Annotated in this window: 11 protein-coding genes; 4 read left to right on the forward strand and 7 right to left on the reverse strand. The window is 39.5% G+C overall.

All coding sequences use genetic code 11. The features are described 5' to 3' along the window. Positions 1-20 precede the first annotated feature (20 nt). On the reverse strand, positions 21-1,505 hold the full coding sequence (locus ACTIEV_RS05570; RefSeq protein WP_322195164.1) for an ArnT family glycosyltransferase: 1,485 nt from the start codon (positions 1,503-1,505) through the stop codon (positions 21-23). A 253-nt stretch (positions 1,506-1,758) separates the two neighbouring features. Between ACTIEV_RS05570 and ACTIEV_RS05575 the strand changes: the two genes are divergently transcribed. Then, positions 1,759-3,930, forward strand: coding sequence for a penicillin acylase family protein (locus tag ACTIEV_RS05575; protein ID WP_439516236.1), 2,172 nt, complete (start codon positions 1,759-1,761; stop codon positions 3,928-3,930). Between the two features lie 108 nt (positions 3,931-4,038). Here ACTIEV_RS05575 and ACTIEV_RS05580 read toward each other — a convergent pair whose 3' ends face one another. The 3 genes from ACTIEV_RS05580 to ACTIEV_RS05590 all read right to left on the reverse strand — a co-directional run bounded on the left by ACTIEV_RS05580 (position 4,039) and on the right by ACTIEV_RS05590 (position 8,702). Next, positions 4,039-4,398: a hypothetical protein gene (locus tag ACTIEV_RS05580; protein WP_322195160.1), complete on the reverse strand. Its 360-nt coding sequence runs from the start codon at positions 4,396-4,398 to the stop codon at positions 4,039-4,041. Then, positions 4,388-4,876 carry a DoxX family protein gene (locus ACTIEV_RS05585; RefSeq protein WP_250686877.1) on the reverse strand — a complete coding sequence of 163 codons (489 nt, stop codon included), beginning with the start codon at positions 4,874-4,876 and terminating at the stop codon, positions 4,388-4,390. Before ACTIEV_RS05585 ends, ACTIEV_RS05580 begins: the two co-directional genes overlap by 11 nt. 622 nt (positions 4,877-5,498) lie before the next feature. Beyond that, positions 5,499-8,702, reverse strand: a complete 3,204-nt coding sequence (locus ACTIEV_RS05590; protein WP_322195704.1) for a S41 family peptidase — start codon at positions 8,700-8,702, stop codon at positions 5,499-5,501. A gap of 214 nt (positions 8,703-8,916) precedes the next feature. Here ACTIEV_RS05590 and ACTIEV_RS05595 point away from each other — a divergent pair, with 214 nt between their 5' ends. The 3 genes from ACTIEV_RS05595 (at position 8,917) to ACTIEV_RS05605 (ending at position 11,867) form a co-directional block, all read left to right on the forward strand. Continuing rightward, positions 8,917-10,041 carry a DmpA family aminopeptidase gene (locus ACTIEV_RS05595; RefSeq protein WP_322195703.1) on the forward strand — a complete coding sequence of 375 codons (1,125 nt, stop codon included), beginning with the start codon at positions 8,917-8,919 and terminating at the stop codon, positions 10,039-10,041. 125 nt (positions 10,042-10,166) lie between these two features. Next, positions 10,167-10,988, forward strand: coding sequence for an aminotransferase class IV (locus tag ACTIEV_RS05600; protein ID WP_322195702.1), 822 nt, complete (start codon positions 10,167-10,169; stop codon positions 10,986-10,988). Between the two features lie 279 nt (positions 10,989-11,267). After that, entirely contained in the window at positions 11,268-11,867 is a 600-nt protein-coding gene (locus tag ACTIEV_RS05605) for a class I SAM-dependent methyltransferase (RefSeq protein ID WP_322195701.1), read from the forward strand. A 196-nt stretch (positions 11,868-12,063) separates the two neighbouring features. Here the strand turns inward: ACTIEV_RS05605 and ACTIEV_RS05610 are convergent, their stop codons facing one another. From ACTIEV_RS05610 to ACTIEV_RS05620, 3 genes are all read right to left on the reverse strand, one after another. Then, complete coding sequence (locus tag ACTIEV_RS05610; protein WP_322195700.1) at positions 12,064-12,720, reverse strand: hypothetical protein; 657 nt, start codon at positions 12,718-12,720, stop codon at positions 12,064-12,066. A 481-nt stretch (positions 12,721-13,201) separates the two neighbouring features. Beyond that, a complete protein-coding gene (locus tag ACTIEV_RS05615) occupies positions 13,202-14,200 on the reverse strand; it encodes a PorP/SprF family type IX secretion system membrane protein (RefSeq protein ID WP_322195699.1) in 999 nt (332 codons plus the stop codon). Between the two features lie 248 nt (positions 14,201-14,448). Next, positions 14,449-16,814: PKD domain-containing protein (locus ACTIEV_RS05620; protein ID WP_439516237.1), on the reverse strand; the 2,366-nt coding region annotated here is incomplete at its 5' end.

Genomic DNA, 16,814 nt, shown 5'->3' on the forward strand with positions numbered 1-16,814 from the left:
TAAATCTGCGGCCCATAAAACTATTCGAAAGAATAAATATTTACTTCAATAATTTGTAAGTAAGGATAGTTTCGTACATAATCAGGTAACACATATTGATCATGATCACGAAAAGCGGCTATTTTTATTTTTTGAGATAATAGCTGCTGTAGTTCTGCTTCCGATGGCCACCAATGATAGGCCGTGATGGATGGATTGTAAAACATAACATTCTTATCGTCATGACTATTCATATTGATGACAACCCTTGTATCAGGATCTATGTATTTAGATAAATCTTTGTATATCCTCGCATTAGCAATACGCTTATTTCTTTCTGTATTTTCTTTTGAAAAATAATCTGTATAAAACTGAATATTTGCCACCATCAAAGCCACAACAATAACAGTAAGCGGAAATAAATACTTAAATCTTTCAAAGTGTATAATCTTATCAATCGTAACAGCGATATAGATAAAACCAATGGGTGCCACAAAAAAGAAAAAGCTTTCCATTTTTGTTTGCACAATAAAAGAAAAGAAGAAAAAAGTAAATAGAAAGTTGATGGTCAATGCCCTAGACAACTTTGTATTCAAATACTTGTCTTTCAAAGTAAATAACATTCCCGGCAGTATCAACCAGTATAGGAAATAACCAAAATATGGATCAAATAAATTGAGATAATAATACCAAGGACCACTATGTCCTTCCAACGCTTTGGACAGATGTTGGGTATTGTATGCAAGCTCATGAGCAGCTTCTTTCGGAAATGCTGTATGAATATAAATTTGCCATGGAAGAAATACAAGAACGCATATCAATAGCGCCCATGAGTAATGAAGGAGCGATTTTTTGGTTCTGAATTCCTTGAATAAACCGGCTAAAAAAGTCCAACCCAGAAATACCACTAAACCTGTTAACCATTTATTGAGTATAGCCGCACCGGCAAAGCAACCGATCCAGAAAGCCCATTTTATAGTAGGTTTTCGCAGATATTCTGCAAAAGCCCACAGACTACACAAAATATAAAACTGATGTGCAATATCATTATGATCTGTTGTTTGAATACCGGCAATGGATCGGATCTGAAAACAAGAAAAGGTCATCATGACAGCAGCAAGTATGCTAATACGTTGGTGCTGATTAGACAACAACCACGCGATCCTGTAGGTAAGTAAGATCATCAAACTCCCCATCAGTACACTGGGTAATCGAAACCCAAATTCTGAAATTCCGAAAACCTTCATACTCATGGCCATCTGCCACATAAACAATGGTTGCTTATGTACCCATATATAATTAGACCACCAATGCGTATAATCATAAGGCAGCACCGGATTCAATAACAACATGGGCTGGAAGGGATGCTCCATCATGTTTCTTGCTACCAATGCATGAAAACGCTCATCCCATGGATGCAAGAATGGATCAGCAGCAGCCATGAACAAACGAATCACCGATCCAATGATAAACAACAAAAATATCCAAGGATGATTTCGAATATAGTTGCGTATAGAAGATATCATGGCATTAAATTAAAGCAAATTACCAATAGTTATTCAACCGCCCATGTTGGTCGTCTGACTAATATGCGTATGGTGTTCAATACATACATGCTTAGCAATATCTATCTGCGCAAATCATGAAAATCATGATAAATCTGCGGTCCATAAAAACACAGTCAAAAATCACATTCACCGATATCCGCCCATATTAGTCGCGCAACTAACATAATCATAAAAACCTTCTTTATATTTGGTATTACCCAAAACCAATACCATGCGATTACTGCTTTGTCTATTACTTGTTTCTTCTTTTTCATTTGCACAAAATTTTACCCCTGCTGAAACACAGCGCTGGGAGAAACAAGCGAAAAATGTAACCATCATTAAAGATACCTGGGGTATTCCACATATCTATGGTAAAACAGATGCAGATGCAGTTTTTGGTTTATTGTATGCACAATGCGAAGAGAACTTTGCGCGTGTTGAAAGAAATTATTTAGAAGTCTTGGGCAGACAAGCAGAAGCTGATGGTGAACGAATGCTATATGCGGATCTGCAAATGCGTTTGATCGTAGATAGCGCAGAAGCCATTAAAGATTATAACAATAGTCCGGACTGGTTTAAAAAACTACTCAATGCTTTTGCAGATGGTATCAATTACTATTTGTATAAACATCCCCAAACCAAACCTAAAGTACTCACCCGTTTTGAACCCTGGTTTCACTTGATGTTTACTGACGGCAGTGTTTCCGCTACAAGAACAGGCGGTATTGCTTTAGAAGAGGTACGCAATTTTTACAGTGGGAATAAAAATGCAACTGCTTATCAACCGGTAGTCAATCAAGATGTTGAGACACGTGGCTCCAATGGTTTTGCCATTGCACCCAAACTCACCAGTAATGGCAATGCCATTTTATATATCAATCCGCATGTACCTTTTTATTTCCGTCCGGAAATGCAGATGGTAAGTGAAGAGGGATTAAATGCCTATGGTGCAGTTACCTGGGGGCAAATGTTTGTGTACCAAGGTTTCAATGAGCATTGTGGTTGGATGCATACCACAGGTTATGCTGATGTGGCTGATTTGTATGAAGAAAAAGTAAGAAATAGTAATGGCACTTGGGTATATGAATATGAAAAGGAATCAAAAAAAGTAAACACAAAAAATATTACCGTCAGCTATTTAAAAGATGGCAAACAAATAGCTGTTCCCTTCACCGGTTATTTTACCCATCATGGACCGGTAATGGGTAACCGCAATGGTAAATGGTTGGCCTTAAAAGAATTCAATCGTTCATTGAGTGCATTGATACAGTCTTGGGTTAGTACCAAAGCCAATAATCTAGATGAGTTTAAAGAAGCCATGCGCTTGTTATCGAATACCACCAATAATACCGTCTATGCCGATGATAAAGGAAACATCGCCTACTGGCATGGAGATTTTGTTCCCAAGAGAGATCCTTCTTTTGATTTCACCAGACCGGTTGATGGAAGTACCAAAGCAACAGAATGGCAAGGCGCACACCCCTTAGAAGAAATTGTACAAGTACACAATCCATCTGTAGGTTGGATACAAAACTGTAACGCTACTCCATTCACCGCATCCGGAAAAGATAGTCCGGATAAAAATAAATATCCATCTTACATGGCACCCGATGGAGAAAATGCAAGAGGTATCAATGCGGTACGATTATTATCTACAGCCAATAACCTCACATTAGATAAAGTCATTGAATTGGGTTATAACCATTATCTCGCTGCTTTTGATTTTTTAATTCCGGCTTTACTCAAAGACTATGATGGTTATTCAGATGCCAATATGAAAGCAACACTGAAAGAAGCTATTGAACTTCTTCGCAATTGGGATAAAACTTCATCTGTATCTTCTGTGGCCACGACTATTGCTATTGATTGGGCCAATCAACTCGGACAATTTGTGCCAAGTGCCGAAACCATGGAAGAGGGTACCAATGCCATTAAACGATATGAAGACATGGCAAAGCTTTCTGCGAGCCAGAAACTCGAGTCTCTGAAAAAAGTGTTGGGTGATCTTACCAAAACTTATGGCGATTGGCGTCAGCCTTGGGGTGCCATCAATCGCTACCAGCGTGTGGCAGAAGGCGAAAGATTTGATGATAATAAACCCAGTATCGCTGTTCCATTGGCATCATCCCGTTGGGGTTCTTTACCTGCCTTTGAGAGTAGATCAGGTAATGGATACAATAAACGTTATGGCGTATCCGGTAATAGTTTTATTGCAGCGGTTGAATTTGGAAAAAAATTAAAAGCTAAAACCATTCTCACCGGTGGACAATCAAACGACCCTAAGTCTCCCAATTTTACAGATCAAGCCGAAGGATTTATCAATGGAAAATTCAAGGATATATTCTTTTATAAAGAAGATGTGATGAAAAATAAAGTAAAGACCTATCAACCGGGGGAGTAGTGGGAAGAAACAAGTAATAGGGTGCAAGTAACAAGTAAGAATTCAAGATGCAAGAAACAATAGATTTAAGTTTTGGAAAGTTTCGAAACTTTCCAAAACTTATGGAAGTTATTGTTCATGATCAAAAACAGCCTTATAATACGTTGTATCCTTTTCTGAAAAATTGATACGCCTGTTGTCTTTTCCTTTTAATTCAAACTCATCATTCACCGTAAATTTTACTTCTGTGAATTTGTAGCCGGTAACAAAAGTGGCAGTCACTGTATAGGTCGTATCTTTTTTGATAGCAGTCATTGCAGTACTATTATCCCAACTCAATGGTTTGTCATCACCTCTAATACCTACGGTTTCAATATTCTTCACCTGACTCACATCCAGTTCAAACACTACTGTCTTTTGATACGTTTTTTGAACACATCCTGTAATCAACAATGCGAATAAGCATATGTATATCAAATTATTTCGCATGGGTAAACTGTTTTTTAGTGATGAGATAATCCAACCCAAATCTCCCGGATCCTATAATCAGGGTATAGATGGCTACCCATAGAAAACCCATACCGCCTAACATACCCCATAAGCCATTATTGATCTGTTGTATGAAAACGGCAACCATCATGGTACATACTACTAAAAATGAAAATAATCTTGTTTGCAAACCCAATACCAGAAAAACACCTCCCACCGCTTCACTGAAAGCACCCATCCAGGCAAAAAATCCAGGGAACATAGCAAAAATGCCACCATAGGCTTTTACATCTTCCGGAAACCAGAATACAACTTCAAATAGTCCGAGGTTTTTATCTGCGGGAGACCAAGGCACTCCAAATTTGGAAGCCCCAAAATCAACAGCCAACAAGTAGCCGCATACAATACGTGGAATAGCCATGAGCAGGTCCTGCCACCAATAGGGCATTACCAAGGGTTGAGTGATTTTCTTAAGCATGTGTTGTTATTAAGCAGGGAATAATAAGGTAGTCTTTATCAAGGACAAAACCCACCTTTAAAATCCGTTTACAATAGAATGCACGAAAGGTTCAATAAGTTCTAATAATTTATTTGTACGGCAAACTGTCCTTTAAAAGATAGCTCCGGACCAAAGCCTGTCGCTATTCGAATTGGGATCTTGATTCTTGTGCCTTTCTTGAAGCTTGTCGTTTGTACCTTGTAGCTTATCATATTATTTTAGCCACAGATTCACAGATTATGAAAACGCCGGACTAAAGTCCGGCGCTATCTAAAATTGATTTCTTGTTTCTTACTTGCGGCTTGTAGCTTACAACTTGAAGCTTTTCAAAAGAAACGCCGGACTAAAGTCCGGCGCTATCTAAAATTGATTTCTTGTTTCTTACTTGCGGCTTGTAGCTTGCAACTTGAAGCTTTTCAAAAGAAACGCCGGACTAAAGTCCGGCGCTATCTAAACTTGAATCTTGTTTCTTACTTGCGGCTTGTAGCTTGCAACTTGAAGCTTTTCAAAAGAAACGCCGGACTAAAGTCCGGCGCTATCTAAACTTGAATCTTGTTTCTTACTTGCGGCTTGTAGCTTGCAACTTGAAGCTTTACTACCTTTACTTCAGTTGTTTCAACAACTCATTCACCGCGGCTTCCAATTGCTGATCACGACCTTTAATCACCACATCATAATCGTTCATCAGTTTGATATCGGGTTCGGTCTGTGCATTTTCTAAGTATTCATTTCTGATACCTTTCACCCCTACAGGTGGAACACCCCAGCGAATACTATTGTCTTGTAAAGCCTCCCAACCGGCGAAAGTACAGGTACCCGGTACGGGCATTCCTACTAATTTACCAATGCCCAGTTCTTTGTAAGCATAAGCATAACAATGTCCGTCACTGTAGTTAGCCTCATTAGCGATAGAAATACTAGGCTTGGTCCAGCGGAAATTGGGTTCATAGCCATTACTTCTGGTATCCGTAGTATAATCAAAGAATTTTTTACCGCTTAAGAACATGGCAAGATCTGCAACCAGATCTCCACCACCATTAAAACGGGTATCTACTACAATTCCTTTTTTATTGACATACTTACCCATGATCTCTTCATAAGTGGTTCTGTACGCATTATCATTCATACCGGGAATATGTACATAACCCAATTGACCATTACTCAATCGCTCTACTTCATCCTGATTTCTCTTCACCCATCTTCTATACAACAATCCGTTTTCTTCACCGGTAGCAATAGGCTTTATGGTTACTTCCGTTTTGGTAGTACCGTCTACAAGCGTCAGTAATGTATTTTGTCCGGCTTTACGATTCAGGTACTGAGCGATATCCGTATCTGCTGCAATGGTTACACCATCGATGGCTTCAATGATCATTCCGGGTTTGATATTGATATCCGCTCGATCCAATGGACCGCCTTTGATCACTTCTTCAATTTTATAACCTACTCCTTTATAATTCTGATCATAGAAGACACCTAAAGAAGCTGTTGCATCTGCATTGGCTACAAATGAATTATAAGAAGCACCACTATGACTCACATTCAACTCACCCAATAATTCACTCAGCATTTCTGCGAATTCGAAATTGTTACCGATGTGTGCAAGATGACGCTCATAATCGGGTTTATAACTATCCCAATTAACACCATGCATGGTTCTGGTATAAAAAGTTTCTTTGGTTCTGCGCCATACATGCTCAAACATGAATTGTCTTTCTGCCGCTACATCCAATGTCATTTCACCATTGATACTAACTACATCTCTCTTACCACTGTTCGGTTCGATTTTTGAAATGCCTCCATTGGCTGCTAAGAAAATATTTTTCTGCTCCTTATCCCATACCATATTTCCACCTTGAGCATTCAAGGTTACCAGCATCTTGGTTTCGCGAGTACGCAGATTGGTGGTCCAGAGATTCACGCCTCTTTCAAAACGTGTGAGATAGTAAAGGGTTTCGCCATCCTTACTCACCAATGCATCACTCATTTGAGATGAATGGATCGTTAATTTGGCTTTGCGCATATTCAATCCTTCCCACTCAATCACCACACTGTCTTTTTTTGCTGCTGATTTTTTGCCGGTATCTGCTTTAGCTTTGGTGTCTTCTATTTCTTTTTGCAACGCAGCATCTTCTTTACTCAGTTTGAATTTGTCAAATGCTTCTTGTGTGAAGAACATAGCGTACACATCTGCCTGAGCACCGCCACTCTGTGCTACCGCTTTCAAACCATCTCTATTGCTGAACCACATCATGGCTTTTCCACCTAGTATCCATTTTGCACGACTATCATTAAAACCACTTTCAGTGAGGTTAATCGCTTTTCCTTTTCCATCTGCAGACACCAATCCTATTTCGCCCGGAGCAACACCGGGAACAGAATAATCAAACAAGAACCATTTACCATCCGGACTCCACTGGAAGTACTGATCATTATCACCATTCGAGAACAATTCTTTATCAGTAAGAATGGTTCTGGTTTGTTTGGTAGCAATATTGTACACTTTCAGTGTCATTCTGTTTTCAATAAAAGCAATTTCTTTTCCATCTGGTGAATAAGCAGGCTCATAGTTTTCATTGTTGTTAGCAATAACTGCCGTCTCATTCAATACAGTAGATGCATAGAAATAAGGCTCTTCGCTTCTTTGTTTCTTGGTTTCAAATATTTTCCAGCTATTGCCTCTTTCAGAACTGTATAAGAGTGTTTTACCATCAGGAGAAAAGCTTACCAATCTTTCCTGCTCCGGTGTGTTGGTAATTCTTTTGGTAACACCTCCATCCACACTGCTTACAAATACTTCACCGCGGAAGATATATGCAACTTCTTTTCCATTGGGAGAAACAGCCATATCTCTTACGCCGCCATTCACAGGTACCACTCTTGTATTATTACTGCGTATATCAGTTACAATATTGACACTCACTTTCTGTGGACGTGCATTTCCTTTCATGGTATACAGTTCGCCATCATAACCAAAACAAAGCGTACCATCACTCGCTACACTGAGGAAACGAACAGGGTGTTTTTTGAAGCTGGTCAATTGCTGAGACTTACCACCATCGATTCCCAATTTGTGTACATTGAAAGAACCGCTTTCTTCACTCAAATAATAAAATGCTTTATCGGCATCGGTGAAAACCGGGTTTCTATCTTCACCATTGAATGTGGTGATTTTTTTATGTGTCTTTGCATTGTTATCATAGATCCAGATATCTCTGGCGATCCCGGAAGTATGGTGTTTACGCCATTGGTTCTCTCCTCCTTTTTTATCCTGATACAACATGAATTGTCCATTGCTGCTTAGATTTACCCATTCTGCAGGCGTGGTAAGCACTTGCTCTACACGACCTCCATTCACAGATACTTTATATAATTCGGGTTGTGAACCGGTGGGGTAAGTACGATTGCTCGCAGCATCCTGACGGGTTGAACCAAAGAGTACAGCTTTATTATCCGTAGTAAAACTATAAGGAAATTCCGGTACGGAATGATAGGTGAGTCTTTTTGGTTCTCCACCCTCGGCAGCTACTAAAAAGACATCAAAATCGCCATAACGATCGCTTGCAAAAGCAATCTGTTTGCCATCTTTACTCCAGATTGGCATGAGGTCATTGGCTTCATGCAAGGTGAGCATGGTAGCCGTACCTCCTGAAGTGGGTACTTTATAAATATCTCCTTTGTAGGTAAATGCGATGGTTTTACCATCGGGTGAAATAGCCGAATAACGCATCCAGTTAGGATCGTTTTGAGCTGATGACTGTAAACAAGCCATCAAAGAAAACAAGGCAATGGATAATTTTCTCATATCAGAAATTAAAATGAAGCGGTAATTTAAGAAAGAACTGGCAAGATTTTCGGGGAGTTTGATAAAAGAAGGCAGTAATCGGTAAAGGTGGATTTTCAGTATCTTGTTTTGTGTAGAATGGGCCGCAGATTTTTATGATAGATTATGATTTTAAATTATTTATCTGCGCTCATCATCACAAATCATAAAAATCTGCGGCCCATAAAACAGACTCATGAAATCATCTTTGTTATTCATACTAGTCCTCTGCTATTCAAGTTCTATAGCCCAGCAGCGAGTAAGCGAGATGGGTTTGAAGATTGGTGTTCTTGAAACCGGAAAGCTCAATAGCATTACCGATGTGAAAGGTGTACAAGTGGGACATACCACAATGATTCGCGGCACTGATATACGTACCGGTGTTACGGCTATTCTGCCCCATGCCGGTAATCTCTTTCAACAAAAAGTACCTGCTGCTATCTATGTAGGAAATGGATTTGGTAAACTGGCCGGCAGCACACAAGTAAAAGAACTGGGTAATATTGAATCACCCATTATTCTCACAAACACATTAAGTGTAGCCACTGCTATGGAAGCAGTGATTGATCATACCCTCTCTCAAAAAGGAAATGAAGAAGTACAATCCGTCAATGCAGTAGTGGGTGAAACCAATGATGGCGGATTGAATGATATCCGCAGTAGACATGTGCGTAAAGAAGACGTGTTGAATGCTATTCATACTGCTTCAGATAGAATAGTAACAGAAGGCTCAGTGGGTGCGGGAACGGGTACTGTTTGTTTTGGTTTCAAAGGAGGTATTGGTAGTTCTTCCAGAAAATTACCGGAGAGCTTAGGTGGCTATACGATTGGCGTACTCGTGCAAACCAATTTTGGTGGTGTATTAGAGATCAATGGAGCGCCTGTTGGACAAGAACTTGGTCAATTTAGTTTTAGTAGGGAGTTGAGTAAGAAATCTGATGGCTCTTGTATGATCGTAGTGGCTACGGATGCGCCATTGGATAGTCGCAACCTGGAACGCTTAGCCAAACGTGCATTCATGGCATTGGCGAAAACAGGAGGTATCGCTTCCAACGGTAGTGGTGATTATGTGATTGCATTTTCAACAGATAGTAGTTTAAGAGTGCCGCATGTAGCCCGTACAAAAACAATTACTTCGTCATTATTGGTGAATGATGCTGTTACTCCTTTATTTCTTGCCGCCATTGAAGCTACTGAAGAAGCCGTGTTGAATTCTTTGTTCATGTCTAAGACCATAAAGGGAAAGAATAATCGTGAAGTACCGGGATTACCGGTGGAGAGAGTGAAAGAAATTTTAAAGAAGTATAACAAGATTAAATGAGGAGGATGGAACACGGATTGTCATGATAGTCATGATCAATCATGATTTTTTTAAAAACTATCCGCGTTGATCATGAAAATCATGAGAATCTGTGTTCTATTATACAAAAAACTCTTACTTGCATCATGATTAGTTATATCAACGGAGCATTTATTGATTCAACAGCCGCTGCCATCCCCGTCAACGATCTGGGTTTACAACGTGGGTATGGTGTTTTTGATTTCTTACGTGTAAAAGGGTCACAACCTCTTTTTCTACAACAGCATATCGATCGATTGTATCGCTCATTGGAATACATGCGTTTACAATTACCACATCGTAAAGAAGAATTGATCACCATCATTCAATCCTTGATCGATCAAAATCAATTGCCACACTCCGGTATTCGTATCACCGTAACCGGCGGTGCTTCACCGGATGGATATACACCCGTTGAGCCGCATCTCATCATTGTACAACAGGCCATTCCTGAACCACCTGATACCATGCTGACATTACCCTATCAACTTGTTACCCATCATTACCGTAGACAATTACCCGAGGTAAAAACCACTGATTATCTCATGGCCATTTGGTTACAACCTTGGATCAAAGAGCAAGGCGCACAAGATGTGTTGTATCATGCCGATGGATGGGTGAGTGAATGTCCGCGTTCCAATTTCTTTATGATCACACAAGAAAATGTTCTTATAACCCCCAAGGAAGGAATGTTGAAAGGAGTAACAAGGGCCAATATCCTTTCTGTAGCCGGGGAAATCATGCAGGTAGAAGAAAGACCGGTAAGTTTGGAAGATATCCGCAATGCCAAAGAAGCTTTTGTTTCCAGTTCTACCAAACGAATCATTCCGGTAACCGGGATTGACAATTTATTTAATCAACATTATGATAATGACAGTATAGTTAAAAGATTATTTCAGAGTTTAGTTGAACTGGAATTACAGTTTTAATCTACTCAATTAGAGTCGATTACTAATCAGTAAACATTTCTAAAATAGACCTTAAAAGCAACTTGTTGTACGCTACTACGTGATCTATGCAGAGAAGATGTCCGCTATTGTTGATTTTCATACAGAGTAGAACTTTATTTTGGAAATTCTGCATTTACTAAAAGTCAAAATTCAGTAGCGCATTTTCTTTACAGAACAAACGAAAACGAGAAACATTTAAAATTAGCTTTTGCAAGCGATTTGTATCATAGCTTTAAAAGCCCAACACTAGTACCACTATTGCACTCAGAGCATCAAACATACAGATTCAGTGAAACCACGATTACATTAGTAGCCCCCAAACAAAATGAGCTACGCAAAGACTGGCAGGAAAATCGTTTGACACATTTTCCATTTTGGGGTAAATGCTGGCCCGCCGCAAAAGCATTGGCAGGTTTTCTGGTGCAACATCCCCATTATGTTCAGGACAAAAAAGTATTGGAACTGGCGGGCGGACTAGGGCTCCCATCACTCATTGCCGCTCAGTATGCAAAAGAAGTATGTTGTTCTGATTTTCTTCCTGAACCATTGCAGTATGTGCAGGCATCGGCAACATTAAATGGTATACTGCATCTAACTACGCGATTGATTCATTGGCAACAACTTCCTAAAGGTCTCACTGCTGATGTATTACTATTGAGTGATATCAACTACAACCCCTCCGATTTTGATGCACTCAATCAAATGCTCCAATACTTCTTAGACCAAGATACCCTCATCTTATTGAGTACACCACAGCGCATCATGGGTAAATCTTTTATCGAAAAGTGGGCGCCTTATCAACAGCATCATGAAGTGTTTGGTAATGATATTAGTTTGTTCGTTTTGGGCGGTTTGTAGAAATTTTATCCGAATTGTAAGGATACTCAAATGTGGATGATACCAAATAAAAAACCGCTTCATTTTAAGCGGTTTTTTAAAAAATATTATTTCTATGAGTCATTACACAATGATATCTTTTTGCATAGTGGTAAGTTTGGTTGATTGATAATGCTAATATACAGAATTATTTATATCGCTATAAGTAAATTAGCATTTAGTTAAGAACGTCGGTATAGAAACTATGTTTATAATAGCCTGATTTTATTGAGGTTATGTTGTGATATTTTTTTATAAAGTTGCCTTGCAATCCGCTTAATCCATTTCTTACATAAACATGAATTTCCAGATAAGAGTTTCGAGAATTTAATATTTCCTTGATCTTAATATCCGATCCAGCTTCGTTAACAATGCGAAAAAATCTAAACTGAGCTGCATTTGTTTTTGTGTCTTCGAATAAGGCTTGCAGGCCTCCTTGTAAATAGGAAATACCAACTTCATATCCCTCAAAAGAGGCAATAAGCTCAGAAGAAATATCAGCTCCACTTGTATTCGTTCTTTCTCGATGAAAAATTCTTATTTGTAAATCGTAGGCTTTAAATAATGAAGTATTAACGATTTTAAATCTAAGGTGTTCTGCAATATCTCCATTAGCAGGTAGTTGAGCGATGTGCGTACAAATATTAATTGATGGCTTTAGAATTATTATTAACAGTACAATAAATATTAATCCACCGAATATTTCTGTTAAAAGACCATCTAACCTTGCAATAGAATAGTTTTCATAGTCTGGCTTTATTCTAAAAAAAATATAAGTTAGAATACTTATGCATGTTACTATAAAGCAAAATAAATTAAATACCATTTTTTTCATGTAGGTCTATTTTGGTTAATAGAAATAAAAATATTGATTTTTTATAGCAAAAAATTTCTTGTAAATGAGTGTGCCGCAGGCAAAGCGGCTAAGACAAGTCGTATATCTGTAAAGAAGAAAATAACTGATTTAGTTCCTATAGCAATGAAGTAAGAACATCTTATTTACATTGGTTTTTACAATGGTATTACTTAATTAAAAGCGCCTGAATTAGGTATACTCTTTGGAGTTGCAATCAGAAAAATTATTAATACAAATTAATCAACAGGAGGAGTCACAATTACTATTCTACAAATACATTTCTTTTTTTTAAAATAAAAGAACGCTACAACATGGGTATCACTACTGAAGCAAGTCATTTGCTAAAAAAATTCGCTCTAGTTATTTTAATAGAACACGGATTATCATGATTGTCATGATCAGTCATGATTTTTATCCGCGTCAATCATAACTATCATAATAATCTGCGGCCCATCCTTCACTAAAAAAAGCAAGGAATAATCTTCCCCTTATTACGCTGATCAAAAAACCAGATAAAAGAAATTTCACTACTACCGGTAAACCCATTGCTTTTACGCAGATCTGACTGAGTAATATCATAACTAATACCAACTTGAAAACTTTCCGTTCTCAATCCGGTATATGGATATATAGCATCACCTGCTCTCAACCAAGCTCCTGTATATAAATGATAGCCACTGCTACCAATACCCCAGCCATAAGCTCCGCCGATCACAGCTTGCGTATTCCTTGCCTGTTGCATCAAGTTGGCACTCAAGAAAATTTCATCCTGCTCATTTGTTTTTAGTAAAGCACTTCCATGCAATACATATCTACGTGCGAGTCGACTATTTTGTCCGGTAAAAAAATTCAGTCGCGGACCCGTGAGATGAAAAGCGGCTGCTCCGAAACTAAATGCATTGCCGGCTTCATCTGCATAATTGTATAAGATACCTGCATTCACAGAAGCATATGCCACTGAGCGGTTGTTGATACCCTCACCACTGGGTACTGACAAATTAAAACCACTGCTGGTAAATTGATTGCCAAAACTGACCTTATTAAAGTCTACCACATTTCTCCCAAAAGCCGCTTGTATACCAATACCAATCGATTGATTTCCCTCTTCATCCAATCCCTTATTGAATCCTGTTGATAAAGCGATATAACTATTCTTATAAATACCACCGGCTGCTACATCATACATGGCATGTAATCCCAAACCCCATCGATCGCGCTCAGGTAATTGTTTGCGCATGATTCTGGTATCAAAAGAAACAGCAGCCGTTTGATAAGGCGTTGAGATATTCGCCCACTGGTTTCTAAAATTCACCGCCAACCGTTGCGATTCATCCATATACCCCGTCAATGCAGGATTGAAACTCAAAGGAGAACTGAAATACTGAGAAAAATAAGGATCCTGTCCCGCTGCAATATTGCAGGAGAGGAGGAGTAAGAGGTATAGTGTTAGTTTTCTCATTTCTTGTTTATGGCCCGTGGACCATGGTCCATAGTCCATAGTCCATGGTGAAAACAATTTTTTACTGTGATCGAAGATGGTCTATAAATCATGGTAAAAACCAAAACCCCTTCCTACTATGGACCATGGTCCATAGTCCATAGTCCATGGTGAAAACAAAGTTTTTTACTGTGATCGATGATCGTCTATAAATCATGGTAAAAACCAAAACCCCTTCCTACCATGGACCATGGACCATCAACCATGGACTATCTCAACAACATCACCGTTCCCGTTCTTCTCACCACTTGGCCTTGAAGGTCTACTGCTTCGGCGATCCAAGTGTAGGCACCGATGGGTTGTGCTACGCCTAAGTATACACCATTCCATCCTTCCGCAGACGTAGCACTGTTGGTGGAGAAGATCATATTACCCCAACGATTGAATACTTTGAAATAATTCAATTGACGCATACCCACCAATATCGGAAACAGTCGATCATTTTGTCCGTCATTGTTGGGGGTAAATCCTTCTGGCACAAAAACATCTGTACCCGGAATAATTTTTATGAGTACGGTATCTGTTGTTACACAACCTATATCCGATGTTATAGACACTGTATACAAAGTGGTTTCATTCACCGTAATAATAGGTGAAGCAATCCGTGGCTGATTCACACCTGCTACCGGTGACCACAAATATTGATTACCGATATTGCCTCTAGCATTCACCGTCACCGCTACACCACGCAATGTTTCTACATCCGGATAACGAACAGACCTGGCAGCAGTTCGTACAATATATTCCATTGTTTTACTGGCACTCACTGCACAGTTTGGATTACTGGCGGTTAACCTCACCTGATAAACACCCGGTGTAATATATGCGTATTGCGTAGAGAATTGATTGGAACTAGAGCCATCACCAAATTCCCATAGCCAGTTGATACCACCTGCATTATTGGTTTGTGATCTGTTTTGAAAAGAAGCGCTTACACCCACACAAGTATTGGTAACAGCAAAATCAACGATGGGTTGCGACAATAATTCCAATACAATATTTTCTGATGCTTGTCTGGTACAACCTTGTGCAGAAGTAAAACGAACCGTATAAGTTCCCGCAGTGGCAGCAGTATAAGTAGCAGTAGTGGCACCCGGAATGGTTTGTCCGTTTCGTAACCACTGATAATTGGTAGCTCCCGATGCGGTTAATGTGAGTGTGCCGTTTTCACAAATAAAGTTAACCGGAGGTGTTTGCAATTGTCCCGAAGGAATTGGGTTTACGGTAACCGATACCGGCAAGCTACTCCTACAACCGGTTACATTACTGGTAGCACGAATATAGTAGGTACCTGAATTGTTGATTTGGGCAGGATTACCAATCTCTGCATTCAATGCCGCATCGATATAATAATTGAAGCGCAGATTGTTTTCACTTCCTGCAATGATTTCATTGCGTGTAAGATCAATCAATGATGGCGCACAAACGGCGGTTGGATTATTCACCACCAATACCGGCGGCGGATTGATAACAACCTGCACCGGCACTACAGTACTACAGCCTGTTGTGGGTGTTCCTTTGATATAGTAAGTTCCTGATTGTGCAATGGCATTGGCATTGTTTAAAGTAACGGTGCCTAGTGCATCTGTGAAATAAGTATAAGTAAGTCCGGTAGTGCTTCCATTCGTAATCGCAGCACCAGTAATATCAACGGTATTCGGTGCACATACAGCAGCCGGTGTATTCACCACCATGGCCGCTTGTGGTAGAATAGCAACGTTTACGGGTCTGATAACAGAACAGTTGTTGACGGTTTCAATAGCACGTATATAATAAGTACCACTAGTACCAACAGAAGAAGGTGCTGTAAGTGCTGTGCTGGCAGTGGCGTTGGTCCAGTAAGAATATTGCAACCCTGCACTGCTTCCGGTGGTAATGGCAGCGGCGGTAAGATTGACGGTGCCGGGAGAACAGATCGGTATGGGGTTGGTAATATTCAAAGTTGGTAATGCGTGAACGGTCACCACAACAGGTGCTGCGGTATTGGAACATCCATTTGCATCTGTAACGGTAACACTGAATGTACCTGAATTGGTAATATTGGAAAGGGTATTGGTTGTAGCACCATTACTCCATAAATAGCTGACAGCGTTATTGGCAGTGAGGTTTACGGAGTTGCCGGCGCAAAAGGTGAGTGAACCGTTGGGGGTGATGGTGGCAACGGGTAATGCGTTAATTGTTTTAATAGATGTTACTGTATTTGTACAATTATTTCCATTTGTTACTGCATAGGATACTGTTGTTGTTCCTACTGTTGATCCCGTTAGTACACCAGATCCATTAATAGTCGCATTCGCATTATTCACTGACCATACACCACCATTGGTTGCATTGGCTAATGTGATATTTGATCCAACACACACTGCATTCAATCCGGTAATTGCAGCAACTGTTGGTAAGGAATTGATCGTTTTGTTAGATGTTACTGTAGTCGTACAATTATTCCCATCTGTTACTGCATACGATACCGTTGTTGTTCCTGCTGTTGAACCTGTTAGCACACCCGATCCATTTATAGTTGCATTCGCATTATTCACTGACCATACACCACCATTGGTTGCATTGGCTAATGTGA

This window comes from Sediminibacterium sp. (genome assembly GCF_051861365.1).
In the GTDB taxonomy this organism is placed as follows: Bacteria; Bacteroidota; Bacteroidia; order Chitinophagales; family Chitinophagaceae; genus Sediminibacterium.

Bases quoted from the DNA above. Each gene is read 5' to 3' on its own strand.
- ACTIEV_RS05585 (WP_250686877.1), bottom strand. From the start codon at position 4,876: ATGCTTAAGAAAATCACTCAACCCTTGGTAATGCCCTATTGGTGGCAG.
- ACTIEV_RS05615 (WP_322195699.1), bottom strand. From the start codon at position 14,200: ATGAGAAAACTAACACTATACCTCTTACTCCTCCTCTCCTGCAATATT.
- ACTIEV_RS05610 (WP_322195700.1), bottom strand. From the start codon at position 12,720: ATGAAAAAAATGGTATTTAATTTATTTTGCTTTATAGTAACATGCATA.
- ACTIEV_RS05590 (WP_322195704.1), bottom strand. From the start codon at position 8,702: ATGAGAAAATTATCCATTGCCTTGTTTTCTTTGATGGCTTGTTTACAG.
- ACTIEV_RS05570 (WP_322195164.1), bottom strand. From the start codon at position 1,505: ATGATATCTTCTATACGCAACTATATTCGAAATCATCCTTGGATATTT.
- ACTIEV_RS05600 (WP_322195702.1), top strand. From the start codon at position 10,167: ATGATTAGTTATATCAACGGAGCATTTATTGATTCAACAGCCGCTGCC.
- ACTIEV_RS05580 (WP_322195160.1), bottom strand. From the start codon at position 4,398: ATGCGAAATAATTTGATATACATATGCTTATTCGCATTGTTGATTACA.
- ACTIEV_RS05595 (WP_322195703.1), top strand. From the start codon at position 8,917: ATGAAATCATCTTTGTTATTCATACTAGTCCTCTGCTATTCAAGTTCT.
- ACTIEV_RS05575 (WP_439516236.1), top strand. From the start codon at position 1,759: ATGCGATTACTGCTTTGTCTATTACTTGTTTCTTCTTTTTCATTTGCA.